Source organism: Vagococcus martis (assembly GCF_002026305.1).
Taxonomy (GTDB): Bacteria; Bacillota; Bacilli; order Lactobacillales; family Vagococcaceae; genus Vagococcus; species Vagococcus martis.
Genome location: NZ_MVAB01000001.1, coordinates 2,308,426 through 2,321,930, shown reverse-complemented (window position 1 = coordinate 2,321,930; position 13,505 = coordinate 2,308,426). Strand labels below are relative to the sequence as shown.

Annotated in this window: 14 protein-coding genes; 4 read left to right on the top strand and 10 right to left on the bottom strand. The window is 34.0% G+C overall.

Features of this window, described 5'->3' with window-relative positions:
* Positions 1–194: 194 nt before the first annotated feature.
* On the top strand, positions 195–2,363 hold the full coding sequence (locus BW731_RS11270; RefSeq protein ID WP_079348243.1) for an LTA synthase family protein: 2,169 nt from the start codon (positions 195–197) through the stop codon (positions 2,361–2,363).
* 19 nt (positions 2,364–2,382) lie between these two features.
* On the opposite strand, the gene abc-f is transcribed toward BW731_RS11270, so the two are convergent.
* Positions 2,383–3,963 carry a ribosomal protection-like ABC-F family protein gene (gene abc-f, locus BW731_RS11265; RefSeq protein WP_079348241.1) on the bottom strand — a complete coding sequence of 527 codons (1,581 nt, stop codon included), beginning with the start codon at positions 3,961–3,963 and terminating at the stop codon, positions 2,383–2,385.
* Positions 3,964–4,315: 352 nt separating this feature from the next.
* On the opposite strand from abc-f, the gene BW731_RS11260 reads away from it, so the two are divergent.
* The 3 genes from BW731_RS11260 to BW731_RS11250 are packed head-to-tail and all read left to right on the top strand — an operon-like array spanning position 4,316 to position 5,762.
* Entirely contained in the window at positions 4,316–5,014 is a 699-nt protein-coding gene (locus BW731_RS11260; RefSeq protein WP_079348239.1) for an AzlC family ABC transporter permease, read from the top strand.
* Positions 5,011–5,343, top strand: a complete 333-nt coding sequence (locus tag BW731_RS11255) for a branched-chain amino acid transporter permease (RefSeq protein ID WP_198931945.1) — start codon at positions 5,011–5,013, stop codon at positions 5,341–5,343. Before BW731_RS11260 ends, BW731_RS11255 begins: the two co-directional genes overlap by 4 nt.
* A gap of 14 nt (positions 5,344–5,357) precedes the next feature.
* Positions 5,358–5,762 carry a hypothetical protein gene (locus BW731_RS11250; protein ID WP_079348237.1) on the top strand — a complete coding sequence of 135 codons (405 nt, stop codon included), beginning with the start codon at positions 5,358–5,360 and terminating at the stop codon, positions 5,760–5,762.
* A 33-nt stretch (positions 5,763–5,795) separates the two neighbouring features.
* Here BW731_RS11250 and BW731_RS11245 read toward each other — a convergent pair whose 3' ends face one another.
* From BW731_RS11245 to BW731_RS11205, 9 genes are all read right to left on the bottom strand, one after another.
* A complete protein-coding gene (locus BW731_RS11245; protein ID WP_079348235.1) occupies positions 5,796–6,647 on the bottom strand; it encodes a VOC family protein in 852 nt (283 codons plus the stop codon).
* Between the two features lie 93 nt (positions 6,648–6,740).
* On the bottom strand, positions 6,741–8,087 hold the full coding sequence (locus BW731_RS11240; RefSeq protein ID WP_079348233.1) for a sensor histidine kinase: 1,347 nt from the start codon (positions 8,085–8,087) through the stop codon (positions 6,741–6,743).
* Positions 8,066–8,734 (bottom strand): response regulator transcription factor, encoded by a 669-nt coding sequence (locus BW731_RS11235; RefSeq protein ID WP_079348231.1) that lies wholly within the window; start codon positions 8,732–8,734, stop codon positions 8,066–8,068. The genes BW731_RS11240 and BW731_RS11235 overlap by 22 nt, the downstream gene beginning before the upstream one ends.
* A 2-nt stretch (positions 8,735–8,736) precedes the next feature.
* Positions 8,737–9,051 carry an ABC-2 family transporter permease gene (locus BW731_RS11230; RefSeq protein ID WP_143592786.1) on the bottom strand — a complete coding sequence of 105 codons (315 nt, stop codon included), beginning with the start codon at positions 9,049–9,051 and terminating at the stop codon, positions 8,737–8,739.
* A gap of 32 nt (positions 9,052–9,083) precedes the next feature.
* On the bottom strand, positions 9,084–9,470 hold the full coding sequence (locus tag BW731_RS11225) for an ABC-2 family transporter permease (protein WP_079348228.1): 387 nt from the start codon (positions 9,468–9,470) through the stop codon (positions 9,084–9,086).
* Positions 9,463–10,218 (bottom strand): ABC transporter permease, encoded by a 756-nt coding sequence (locus tag BW731_RS11220; RefSeq protein ID WP_079348226.1) that lies wholly within the window; start codon positions 10,216–10,218, stop codon positions 9,463–9,465. Before BW731_RS11220 ends, BW731_RS11225 begins: the two co-directional genes overlap by 8 nt.
* Positions 10,211–10,918, bottom strand: a complete 708-nt coding sequence (locus tag BW731_RS11215) for a lantibiotic protection ABC transporter ATP-binding subunit (protein ID WP_079348224.1) — start codon at positions 10,916–10,918, stop codon at positions 10,211–10,213. Before BW731_RS11215 ends, BW731_RS11220 begins: the two co-directional genes overlap by 8 nt.
* A 120-nt stretch (positions 10,919–11,038) precedes the next feature.
* Complete coding sequence (gene rlmD / locus BW731_RS11210; RefSeq protein WP_079348222.1) at positions 11,039–12,415, bottom strand: 23S rRNA (uracil(1939)-C(5))-methyltransferase RlmD; 1,377 nt, start codon at positions 12,413–12,415, stop codon at positions 11,039–11,041.
* A 33-nt stretch (positions 12,416–12,448) separates the two neighbouring features.
* The gene (locus tag BW731_RS11205; protein WP_079348220.1) at positions 12,449–13,474 is read right to left on the bottom strand and encodes a diacylglycerol kinase; all 1,026 of its coding nucleotides are present in this window, start codon (positions 13,472–13,474) and stop codon (positions 12,449–12,451) included.
* Positions 13,475–13,505: the final 31 nt, after the last annotated feature.

The window sequence follows — 13,505 nt, the reverse complement described above, 5'->3', positions numbered from 1 at the left end:
TAATTTCTATCATTTATTGTATGATACTACTATATCAGTTTTTAGGCTTTTTTTCCCCTTTTTTTTAAAGATGTTAGTTCTATATTTTTTTTTAAGAAAAATGACGAAAATTGACAGACATGTAAGGAATATGTAAAATGTAACATGGAGTATTCAACTTGATGGTCTAGAGACATCTAAGTTGTTAAGAAAGGATGTTTATTTTGAAACATAAATATAATAAAAACTGGATTAACACCAGGATGGGATTTTTCACCCTGATGGTTGTGTTATTCTGGTTGAAAAACCTACTAGCATACGCTGTAGATTTTAACTTAGGCATTGAAAGTTTCTTCCAATATGTGATTTTATTTATAAGTCCAATCGCGACGACTGTCTTTTTATTCTCAGCAGCTCTTTATGTAAAGAGTCCGAAAAAAGCATACATTACGTTACTGATTATATCCTCACTAACGACCTTGTTACTTTTTTCTAATGTCATTTATTACCGAGAATTTACAGATTTCATTACGGTCAACACCATGCTTGGAGCCGGAAAAGTAGCCTCTGGTTTAGGTGAAAGTGCACTTCGTATGTTTAGACCTTATGATTTGTTGTACTGGATTGATATTATTGTCGTGATTGTCTTACTTGCGACAAAAAAAATCAAAATTGATGAAAGACCAATTGCTGCTCGTTCAGCATTTGCGGTAACAAGTTTTTCTATTCTACTATTCTCTGCTAACTTAACTTTAGCGGAAACAGATAGACCTGAATTATTAAAACGTACTTTCTCAAGAAATCATATCGTGAAGTATTTAGGGATGAATGTTTTCACCGTTTATGATGGTGTGCAAACATATAACGCGACACAACGACGCGCTCAAGCAAGTCAAAATGATTTAGTCGATGTGCAAAAATATGTTGATTCTCATTATGCTAAACCAAATGATGATATGTACGGCATTGCTAAAGGACGTAACGTGATTTATATCCATTTAGAAAGTTTCCAACAGTTTTTAATTGATTATAAATTAAAAGATGAAAATGGCGTGGAACATGAAGTAACGCCATTCTTAAACAGTTTATTCCATTCAAATGAAACATTTAGTTTTGATAATGCCTTCCATCAAGTCGGCTCTGGTAAAACAAGTGACGCGGAAACATTATTAGAAAACTCATTCTTTGGTTTAAGCCAAGGACCATTATTCACTCAATTAGGTGATAAAAACACATTCCAAGCAGCGCCAGATATTTTAGGACAAACACAAGGTTACACAAGTGTTGCCTTCCATGGTAATGGCGGCTCATTCTGGAATCGTAATGAAACTTACAAACGTTTAGGTTATAACTATTTCTTTGATGGTAGTTACTATGATGTAAATGAAAATAATTCATTCCAATATGGCTTACATGATAAACCATTCTTAGAACAATCTATTCAATACTTAGAGCATGTGCAACAGCCGTTTTATTCTAAATTTATTTTAGTATCAAACCACTACCCATATGCGAAATTTAAAGATGATAATGCTGGTTTCCCAATTGCTAACACATCTGATGCAACAATTAATGGTTACTTTGCGACAGCAAACTACTTAGATACAGCTGTTAAAGAGTTCTTCGATTACTTAAAAGCATCTGGACTTTATGACAATTCAGTCATTGTGTTATACGGTGACCATTATGGTATTTCAAATTCTCGTAACAAATCTTTAGCTGAATTACTTGGTAAATCAAAAGAAGAATGGAACGAATTTGATGATACAGCCGTTCAACGTGTTCCAGTTATGTTCCACGTTCCTGGTCAAACAAAAGGTGGCGTTGATCATACATTTGGTGGACAAGTTGACGTCTTACCTACTCTATTACATTTATTAGGTGTTGACACACAATCTTATATCCAACTTGGTCAAGATTTCTTCTCTAAAGACAAAGATCAAATTGTTGCCTTTAGAAATGGCACAATTGTTACACCAAAATACACTATCTTAGGAGAAACAATCTACGATACTGCAACAGGTGAATTGATTGATACACCAACTGAAGAACAATTAGCTGAAGTGGCTGAGATTAAAGAAAAAGGAAACACCCAACTTCATATGTCTGATGCGATTACTAATGGTGACTTGTTAAGATTTAATACGGACAGTGGCTTAAAACCTATTGATCCTGCGAAATTTGATTACAAAAACCAATTAGATCAACTCCTTCAAATCGAACAACAAAAAGGAGATAAATCAACAAGTGTTTACTCACTACACAATAACCAATCAACCGTTGATTTATTTAAAACACAGACCTATAAAGAAATTCAAGAAGAAAAAGGTGTGACGACTCAAAGTAGTGGAACCACTGAAACATCTTCTACAACCGCAAAATAAACGAAAAACACACAAGACATTAATTCTTGTGTGTTTTTTTGTATGACATTTTTTGTTTTAATAACGACTGAAATTCTTGTTCTAACTCTTCACTAGGCTCAATACTTAACTTACCTAATACTTCACTAATTTTTGTTTCAATCACTAATAAACTATCCTCTTCCTTTGATTTATTTTTAATCATAGAATTTTCTTTGTAATCTGATAATCGTCCTTCAAACATGGTTATTTTTTTATTTTCAATGATGAATAACTTTGTTGCCACCGAGTTAATAAACTCCCGGTCATGCGATACAAAAATAACTGTGCCTTCAAATGCTTGTAATAAGTCTTCTAATGCTCGCATTGCTTCAATATCTAAGTAATTTGTCGGTTCATCTAGCACTAAAGTGTTAATATCGCTTAACAATAGTTTTGCTAAAGTCACTTTGACACGCTCTCCTCCACTTAATACACTGACAGGCTTTTCTATATCACGGTCAAAAAACTGCATTCGTGCTAACACCGTTCTTGCTAATGTCTGGTTATAATCACGCATACTTGATAAAACATTTTCTAATACTGTTTCGTTATCATCTAGTAAATCAACTTCTTGTGAGAAATAACCAAACTCAATTGACGGTGACACTTTAATAGAGCTTCCTTTATCTAACATCATTTTTAGTAACGTCGTTTTCCCTACCCCATTGTACCCAACTATTGCGACCTTTTCTCTATTTTTAATATAAAAATCGCTCTGAGAAAAAAGGACTTGATGATTTATTTCAGCTGATACATCCATCCCTCGTATCATAATATGCTCACCTGACATATGAGAAAGAGAGGTTTCCATAGTGAGTGACTTTTCTTTTTTTGGCGCTTCCACTCGTTCTAATTGTGATAATCTTGTTTCCAGTGCTTTAGCTGATTTATCTAGTTTTTTCTGTTTTTTTGCATAATATGGTTTGCTACTACCAACTTTTTCTCCAGCTTGCTTTTTATTTTTAGGAACAGACATGGCCCCATTTGCTTGTTGCTTTTTGGCTCGAATCGCTTGTTCTAACTCTTTCTTTTCACGTTGATAAATGTCATAGTCTTCTTTGTGTCGTTTTTCTTGCTCCTCATATTGCGTTAAGAATGATTGATAGTTTCCTTTATAAACCGTTATTTTCCCATCCTTTAAAAACCAAATTTTATTACACACTTGATTTAAAAAATGACGATCATGTGATACGACCACGACACCTTCGTGATGAGTCAACACTTTTTTTTCAACCCACTCAACATGACGACTGTCTAAGTGAGTTGTTGGTTCATCAAGTAACCATACGCTATCTTGTTTAAACGCTTCTTGCAAATAACGTTGCGTTTTTTCTCCCCCACTTTTATCATCAAACCCTTCTTTAAATTGCTTAACAAGTGTAACAGATAAATAACGCTGAACACTTGGTGTCTCTAACAAAATTTCTTGCGCTAAAAGATGTAGTAACGTCGTTTTCCCGCTACCATTATTTCCAATTAACCCAATTTTATCTCCCCTGTTCACACTTAGGTTGTCTATCATTAATTCTAAATTTGGGTTTATTTGATAATTAAATGTTTGTATCTCAATTTGTTTCATCTTACCATCTCCTTAATTTTAGGAGAAAAAAAATCCCTCCTATCGTTTGAAATAGGAGGGATTAAACGTGTTTAGGGTATGCTCAAAAAGACATTAACCCACACTCATACAACCACACCTATTCCACAAATAAAGACAAACGCATAACAAAAAAGCTTGTTTGATTGTTTTCTTCATTTTGCTTATAAATAGGATTTAGTTGTACATGTATTTGGGTCACCCTTTCTTAAATTGTTAAGACAACTATAACACGATGTGGGTTATTTTGACAACTCACTTTAATTGACTGACTTGACAGATAATTCTAACAACTGTATGATGGAAAAAATATTCATTCATTAGGGGGAGTTAAATGAAAAGAAAAGCGTTCGAAACAGCTCTACCCTACACACTGCCAATTTGTGTTGGGTTTTTGTTTTTAGGGATGTCTTATGGTTTTTTAATGCGTAGTATGGGGTTTAGTGTGTGGTATCCAATCCTCATGAGTTTTTTTATTTATGCTGGTTCAATGGAATTTGTCACAGCTAATTTACTCATGTCAGCTTACAACCCACTTTATGCCTTTGTTTTGACGCTTTTGGTCAACGCTAGACATATGTTTTACGGTATTTCAATGTTAGATAAATATAAAAATACTGGTTGGAAAAAGTTTTATTTAATTTATGGGATGTGTGATGAATCATTCACGATAAATTGTACCGTGACACCACCAAAAGATGTCGACAAAGGATGGTTTATGTTTTTTGTGACATTACTAAATCAGATTTATTGGGTAGGTGGCGCAACACTTGGTGCATTACTTGGCTCTGTCCTAACCTTTGATACGACCGGCATTGAGTTTGTGATGACCGCTTTATTTGTTGTCATGTTTATCAATCAATGGGAAGAATCATCCAACCATAGACCAGCTCTTATTGGACTCATTAGTTCGTTTATTTGTTTGATTTTATTAGGTGCTGACAATTTTATGTTGCCTGCCATGGCGTTAATCATTTTAATTTTTACTTTAGATAGAAAAAATCTAGATAAACAGGAGGTGACGACATTATGACAACGATGTCTTTTCCTCATCAAGTGATAACGATTGGCGTTGTGGTCCTTGGGACGATGTTAACTCGTTTTCTACCATTTATTTTATTTCCAGAAAATAAGACACCCCCAGCTTATATTACCTATTTAGGGAATGTCCTACCTTATGCCACAATGGGATTGTTAGTTATATTTTGTCTGAAAGATGCCGTCACAAGATCCTTTGCGTTTCCCGAATTACTTGCTATTTTATTTATTGTCATCATCCACAAGTGGAAACACAGCACCTTTTTAAGTATAGGATTAGGAACTGTTTTTTATATGGTATTAGTACAAAATATCACATTTTGAAAGAAGGACATACTATGAAGAAAGTAGTGATTAGTTTCGGTTTGATAATACTGATGGTTGGATGCCTATTTGGTTTCAAAAAGTATCAATTCAACCAACTTGTCGAGAAAAACATGTCGGATTATGTTTCAACAAAAATAGTTGATAAGAATTCAGTTGATAACGCCCCTTTATCCTATAATTGGTTAGATAACACTTATAAATACAAAGTAAATTTTCCAAACTCAACTGACTCTTTTATTTCTTTAGAGTACAACGTGCCACAATCTATTGTCACAACAGTTTTAAACGGCACATTAGATGAGTTTGAACCTGTCATCTATACTCATTTTAATGGAAAAACAATTGATTTTGATAATAAATTAACTGAAACTTTTTTCGATGATGTGTCTTTCAAATATACTTTTTCATCTAAATAAACCATCTCCCCTCATTTGGATAGATGGTTTTTCTTAACCAATAAGCAATTTAATTTTTATGTCTGATGGATCAAATACAATCAAATCATGTTCATCTTCCATTACCGGGATACCTAATTCTCTTAATGACGACACAACAGCTTGTCGTTTTTCTTCATTTGGAAAGACAATTGAATAACTTTCGATGCCAGTCTCATTTTTTTCAGCATGTTTAATTTGTATCCCCGACCAAGTGTTTAAAGCAATATGATGATGATAGTTTGAATCAGACAAAAATAATGCCTCTCTTCCATAGCGACTGACAACATCAAACCCAAGTCCATCAACATAAAACTCTTTATTTTTTGCTAAATCATTTACTTGTAAATGAATATGCCCCATCACTGTTTCTTTTGGCAAACCATTCCAAATTGGGTCAACTGGTTCTTTTAATAAATCATCAAAATCAACTGGGGCAGTCGTCATGGCAACTTCTCCATCTGACCATTGCCAAACACTCGCATCTCTGTCGACATAAATTTCAATCCCATTGCCATCTGGATCATTTAAATAAATGGCTTCACTAACTAAATGATCTCCGCCACCAAATCGGACACCTAGATTAACAAAATGTCTCACGACTTGCGCTAAGTCTGATCGTTTTGGTAATAACAAAGCAAAATGATACAACCCTGTTCGTTGTTCTTGTTTTAATGTTATATTTTTTGGTTCTATGATAGTCAACAAAACATCCTGATCATTCGTTGTAAATGATATACTATCTGATGTTTGTTCTTTTATTTTTAATCCTAATACTTCCGTATAAAAACGTGTGGATTGTGTTAAGTCGCTCACTTTAAGTTCAACACGAGTAACAAAGGTAACTGGATTTTTATGAAATGACATATGCTTTAACCTCTTTCTTTTGTATAACTCTTACTTTATGTAAGTAACTATACTACGAAAAATAATCCAGCACAACTAACTTGTTTCATGATGTTATTTCTTAAATACTAGCGTCACTTTCGCACCTGTTTGATTTTTTTCTGGACGATTTTCGATGAGCAATGTTCCATTATGTCGTTCAACCATTTCTTTCACATGATACAAACCTAAACCATGAGAAGCTGTATTATCTAGCTTACTTGATACATATTTGCTAGGTGATGAGGCTAAAAATATGTCCGAAAATCCTGTTCCTTCATCTGTTATGGTCACTCGATACTCTGTCTCTAAATCTCTAAAATCTAATGTAATCGTTGAATTTAGGTTAGAATGCTCGATTGAATTACTTATTATGTTTTGTAATGCCATCGTGACATTTTCAGTTTCTAGTGGAATAGAACTTGTGTCAGTTTCCATTAGGCTAAGTTGTCGTTGATGAGTGTTACATAATAAACGTGCGACATCAATCCAACGACTTAACACGTCTTCGCTTACTGGTATTTTTTCTTCGGTGACATGACTTGAAATTTGTTTTAATTTTTCAACATAAACTTCTAATCGTGATACGCCTTTTTCAATATCTTTCACCCGTTCACTTGAACTAGCGGTCAACTCTTCTTCATCTAACAATTCAAGATTCCCTTTGATTAATGTAATGGGTGTTCTAATATCATGAGTCACTGACTCAATTAAGTCTCGCTCGGTTTCTTGCATTTGCCACTGTTCTTGCAAAGATTTCTTTAAATCATTTGCCAATAAATCAATGGTAGATAATACGTCATTAATTTCTTTATAGTCACTGTTTATTCTCGGATAATCAAGATTTTGTTGTTGAATGTAGACACTGGCTGTTGATATTTTTTTTATCTCTCTTTTTAGTATCTTAGTCAATCTCACAATCAAAAATAAAAAACCACTTATCCAAACCAAAAAAACAACGAGCAAATAAAATCCTTCAAAATGTGGAATCAACTGATTAAGTTTTTGTGATGCAAAGAATGGACTTAATTTGTAGCTGACAACTAGTTCTTTATCATTTGTAGTGTAGTATCGAAACACTCTTGCCCCAATAAAACTATCTTTTGACGCTCTTCCTAATTCTTGTGCTTTTTTGACATAAGGTTGATAAGTCTCACTGATGTTACTATCCACCACTTGCCCATTTTTAATATACTCATACTCATAAAAAAATGGAAGTTGATTTGGTGTCCAACTCTCAGATTTAAAGTCTTTTTCAACCTTACCCAACTGACTTTCAGGATAATTAGCTGGGTAAACAATACCAGTATTGACCAATATATTTAGTAGTAAAAAGAAAAAAATTATCACGAAAAACGTATAAAGCAACTCCATTACAGCATATGTTGTTATTAAACGAGTCAGTCCTTTTCTATTTGCCATTTATACCCAACTCCCCATACTGTTTTAATTGGATTAATGCCAACTAAATCAAATTTTGCTCGAATCTGCTTCACTCGCTCTGTAATCGTTGTTTGACTATCTCCCACTGCTTCTAATCCATAAACAGACGTATAAAGCTGTTCTTTCGAAAAAACTTGTCCTTTATTTTTTAATAGCAATTCACATAACTCATATTCACTTGAGGTAAGTGATACTTCCGTTTCCTCGTAAAAAAACTGCTTGGCAATCAAGTCACAGGACATCGGATAATCAATCAGTCGATGATGCTTTTGTCGTTGCTCTCTTCTTAGATGAGCGGCAACTCGTGCTCTTATTTCTTTGATAGAAAATGGTTTGGTCACATAGTCATCCGCCCCTAAAGCAAATCCTTCAAGTTTATCTTTTTCAAAATCTTTTGCTGTTAAAAGAATGATGGGTGCATCAATCAGTTCTCTGTATTGTTTTAAAAAGTCAAAGCCTGACATCTCTGGCATCATCACATCTAATATCACTAAATCATAATGTTTTAACTCATCAGGATTAACTCTATTTGCACCTAATCTAGTCTCCACTGTGTACTCTTTACTTAACGCATTTTCTATTAGTTTTAATAAATCCTCGTCATCATCAATGACTAATATTTTCATCACTATTCCTCCAATCGTGTGACACCATCCCACTTATTATACCAAAGTGACAATCCCCATAGTGTGATTGCTATTACTAAAACTGTCCCTATTAACACTAGACTGACAATATGAAGACTCATTGTTCCTTTTCCTATTTCAAAAGTTATTTTAATTGGCCAAGTAAATGGTAAAAACAGCCACACTTTTTCACCCAAATTCGTTGTACCAAGTAAAATTGCTGCTAATGTTATCAAGCATCCTGCCAAAATACTACCAGTATAATTAAATCGTAAAGATAAATATTGATACATAGCAATCATGGGCATTAATGTCATTAACAGGATAACTGTTAAGGTAATAACTTGTATCAGGTTAAACTCACTGTTTGTAACAAATAAAAAAAGAATAAAAAAAAGCTCACTGCTAAAAGAATAATCACTAGACAAATCAGTGTGATAAAAACAAATCGGGTAAAAAATACTCGTCGTCTATTGATTCCGATTCGTAAATCATTGGCATAATGACTGGCTGCTTTATCAGGGTCATAAATCATTGGGACAAGAAGACTTAATGTAAAAGTCGATATAATGGCTAACATCGCATAAAACGAGAGGACTTCCTGTCCTTTCAAAGTATTTGTAGAAAAGAAATACAGACACATGATAAGTGAATATAAAATTGGTGCAAGGATCATCAACACTCTCACTGGAGTCCTTTTAGTGCGTAGCCAATATGATTTTAAGAGATTAGTCATGATTTTTCCTCCTAATAAGAATGTTCAAAGTAATTAAAATAAGTAGATAAACCATTAAACTTAGCAAAATACCTAAATAAGTTGCATGAGTAGTCATCAATGGATTCTCCTCAGTTAAAAATGTGCCATTTGGATGGACGCCTATGATTGGTGCAAGCATACGTAAACTATAAGCCCATGGGAAAAAGACCCATTTTGATTGAACTGCTATTAATGCTGACGGAAAAACCAATAAAAAGTTTATCAAGATAACTACTACTTTTTTATGAAAGACATAAAATAATAAAAACGACATTCCAACTACAGGTAAGCTACCGATAAAAAGTGTGATGGTAGCCATGATTAATGTCTTAATGTGAATTGTTTCCTTAAAAATAAATATTCCTAAACCATCTGCCAGTACAGAAGAGATAATTAACATAACCAATAATTCAACTAATACCACCACATTTTTTGCAAACAACATTTTACTTCCACTGAGTCCCAAACTCTTTTGACTAACAAGGTGTGACGGTGTTTCCTTACTGCAACTATTGACTACCAATAAACTTAATATGACAGGTAAAATCAAGATTGGATACCAATTAAAGGTCGTTGCCATCACGTAACTTTTACCAGTTGGTGCTACTCCCATTAGACTGACCATCAATAAATTAAACACTACAACAATCACTGGAACAAGTTTCATCAAGGTCGCATTAGCAGAACGTTTGTCTTTAATGAATTCTGCCTTTATATAGTTATTCATAATCCTTACCATCCTTTTTGATGATAGACATAAACAAGTCTTCTAAATGAGTATCCGTCATATCATTTTTCCCTTCGTAACGTAAATGTCCATGATTGATGATACCAACTTTATCAGCAACTTGTTGTACTTCACTTAAAATATGACTAGACAAAATCACGGTTATCCCTTGTTTTGAAAATGACTTAATTAACTCTCTTAATTCTTGTATCCCGACAGGATCTAAACCATTTGTTGGTTCATCTAAAATTAGTAACCGTGGCTGATGAATCAATGCCATCGCAATTCCTAAGCGTTGTTTCATCCCAAAAGAAAAATCTTTTGCTAATTTTTTTCCAGTATTTTCTAACGACACAATGGATAGAACCTCTTTAATACGTGTTTTTTCTATATTAAGTAATGTCGCTAAAACGTCTAAATTTTCATAAGCTGTTAAATTCGGATAAATAGCTGGATTTTCAATGATCGCACCTATCTCAAGTAAGTCAGCTTGGTTTAATTCATGTGAGTCAAAGTAAATCGTTCCAGAATCTGGTTTAATTACTTGGGTGATAATTTTTAATAAAGTTGATTTTCCCGCCCCATTTGGTCCTAATAAGCCATAGACTGTGCCTTCTTCTATCGTTAATGAGATATTATCTAGAACAGTTTGATGTTTAAACTGTTTTGATACCTCTTTTATTTCAATTATATTTGTCATTTTATGTTCCTCCTTTTGATACCTTTACTATAGAGGCTAAATATAATTGAATTGTAACTATTAAGAATTTTTTATACAAAAAGAGACTTAGGATACTCCCTAAATCTCACAAAATAATATTTAATTCGTCAACACTGTCACACACTCAATATGTGTTGTTTGCGGGAACATGTCAACTGGATAAACGGTGTCAGTTGTATAACCTAAACTAGCAAATAATTTCATATCACGTGCCATGGTGCTTGGATCACATGAAATATAGACAATTTTTTCTGGTTCTAATTCAACTGATTGTTTGATGAAGTCTTCTGTTAAGCCTTTTCTTGGTGGGTCAACGACTATCACATCAAATTTAATGCCATCTGCTGTCCAATTTTTTAGAACTTTATCGGCTGCTCCAGCTTTAAATTCAACATTTGTGATGTCATTGATTTCAGCGTTATGAATCGCATCTTCAATCGCTTCTGGCACAATTTCCACGCCGTATACTTTCTTCACTTTGTTAGCCATACTCAAGCCGATTGTTCCAATACCACAATACGCATCAAGAACCACGTCATCTTCTTTTAAATCAGCTAATTCAATCGCTTTTTTATAAAGGTTTTCAGCTTGTTCAGTGTTCACTTGGTAGAATGACTGTGCTGAGATATGATATGTTTTACCTAATAACTCATCACTAATGCTATCTTTACCGTATAACACGTTCAAACGTTCGTCTAAGACTTTGTTTGTCACGTTTGGTTGGATATTTTGCATCACAGATACCACGTTTGGATAGGCTGCCACAAGTTCAGTTACAATATCATGTAAGTAGAAAATTTTCTTTTTACGTGTCACAAAGGTTACCATCACTTCATTTGAGTAATGACCTTTACGAATCACGATACTTTTCAGATGTCCTGAATGTTGGCTTTCATCATATGGTTTGATTGAGTATTTTCTTAGTCTTTCTTTCAGGAATAATAAAATCTCATCAATCATTTTATCTTGAATTAAAAAGTCTTCTACCACAATTAAGTCATGACTATTTTTTCTAAAGAAACCAAGTTCAATGTCAGCACCAATCATACGTACTGGAATTTGGGCTTTATTACGATAAGCAAATGGGTGTTCCATTCCTAAAACGTCCGAAACGTTTAATTCGTCAAAGCCACCGATACGTTTCATCGCTTGAGTCACTTGATTTTTCTTGAAATCAAGTTGAGCGTCATAGCTCATATGATGTAGTGGGGCAATCCCTGTACGAATTAAATCTTTTTCGACTGATTCCACACGATTTTCACTTGTTGTTTCCCATGTCATAATTTTTGCGAAGGCAAATTTTTTCATGACTTTCATCACATGAATTTTTACTCGCTCGCCTGTAATCCCTTCTTCAACAAAAATGGGAAAACCATCCACTTTTGCTACTCCACGTCCGTCATAGGTCATATCGACGATATCAACAACTAAACGCTCATTTTTTTTCACTGGTGCTTCTATTTTTTGTTTTTTCATAAAATCCTCTTTCTCTTTTAAACAGTGCACGTACTACTCTTTATTGCCAAAAATAGTACCATCTTCATTAATATCTTCTTGAGTGAGTTGTTCGACTTCTTCAATAAATCGATCAGACGCTTCTTCTTCATCAATTGAAATAGCCGATTCAGGTATTGCATCCAGATTAGCATAAATTTCTATGTGTTGTTTGTAATTTATAAATTCCATTGGTGCATCTCCACCATATTCCCCATCTAAATTAATCATCATACGATAATCATCATCAAAGGCTTCAGCATGTAATCTTGACGTTTTAATGTATTCAATCCTAGGGTCGTCAATGTGTTTTCCACCGTTTAACATCAAAGCAACTAAATGCATAATTTCTAACACATTGGCTGTTTTCACGATTATCAGTGAAAATTTTCCATCATCTAATTGAGCGTCGGGAACAATTTGTTCAAAGCCACCAACTGAATTGGTTAGCCCTAAGAAAAACATCGATGCTTTTCCATCAAATTCACCATCATCATATTTCAGACGCATTTTGATTGGTTTCACTCGTGGCAACATCTCTGCTCCTTTTGCTAAATAGGCAAGATAGCCAAAAACACTTTTCAGATGAGATGGTACTTCATAGGTCAATTCAGTTAAGTAACCACCTGCTGCGATATTCATGAAATATGTGTTTCCAGCTTTTCCAATATCTGATTTAATGGTTTGATTTTTTAAAATCACCTCTGCAGCTTTCACCACATTATCACGCGGGATTTGCAACGCACGAGCAAAATCATTGGTTGTTCCACCAGGAATAATCGCTAATTTAGGACGCTTTTCTAGTGGGGCAATACCATTAATCACTTCATTAATCGTGCCATCACCTCCTGCTGCGATAATCAAATCAAAACCAGCATTCGCGGCTCTTGCTGCTTCTTTTTTGGCAGAAAAAGGCTCCGGTGTCGTCGCAAAGGCACTAGCTTCATATCCAGCTTTTTCAATCACCATTAAAATATCTGCTAAATTTCGTTTTAACAACTCTTTTCCAGATGTTGGATTATAAATTAATCTTGCTCTCATTTAACTTGCTCCTTCATATCGAACGTTATCA

Coding starts and splice junctions, on each gene's coding strand:
- BW731_RS11270 (WP_079348243.1), top strand. CDS start 195: ATGTTTATTTTGAAACATAAATATAATAAAAACTGGATTAACACCAGG.
- BW731_RS11230 (WP_143592786.1), bottom strand. CDS start 9,051: ATGACATTAATGCCCATGATTGCTATGTATCAATATTTATCTTTACGA.
- BW731_RS11205 (WP_079348220.1), bottom strand. CDS start 13,474: ATGAGAGCAAGATTAATTTATAATCCAACATCTGGAAAAGAGTTGTTA.
- BW731_RS11235 (WP_079348231.1), bottom strand. CDS start 8,734: ATGAAAATATTAGTCATTGATGATGACGAGGATTTATTAAAACTAATA.
- BW731_RS11260 (WP_079348239.1), top strand. CDS start 4,316: ATGAAAAGAAAAGCGTTCGAAACAGCTCTACCCTACACACTGCCAATT.
- BW731_RS11245 (WP_079348235.1), bottom strand. CDS start 6,647: ATGTCATTTCATAAAAATCCAGTTACCTTTGTTACTCGTGTTGAACTT.
- BW731_RS11225 (WP_079348228.1), bottom strand. CDS start 9,470: ATGACTAATCTCTTAAAATCATATTGGCTACGCACTAAAAGGACTCCA.
- BW731_RS11215 (WP_079348224.1), bottom strand. CDS start 10,918: ATGACAAATATAATTGAAATAAAAGAGGTATCAAAACAGTTTAAACAT.
- BW731_RS11220 (WP_079348226.1), bottom strand. CDS start 10,218: ATGAATAACTATATAAAGGCAGAATTCATTAAAGACAAACGTTCTGCT.
- abc-f (WP_079348241.1), bottom strand. CDS start 3,963: ATGAAACAAATTGAGATACAAACATTTAATTATCAAATAAACCCAAAT.
- BW731_RS11255 (WP_198931945.1), top strand. CDS start 5,011: ATGACAACGATGTCTTTTCCTCATCAAGTGATAACGATTGGCGTTGTG.
- BW731_RS11240 (WP_079348233.1), bottom strand. CDS start 8,087: ATGGCAAATAGAAAAGGACTGACTCGTTTAATAACAACATATGCTGTA.
- BW731_RS11250 (WP_079348237.1), top strand. CDS start 5,358: ATGAAGAAAGTAGTGATTAGTTTCGGTTTGATAATACTGATGGTTGGA.
- rlmD (WP_079348222.1), bottom strand. CDS start 12,415: ATGAAAAAACAAAAAATAGAAGCACCAGTGAAAAAAAATGAGCGTTTA.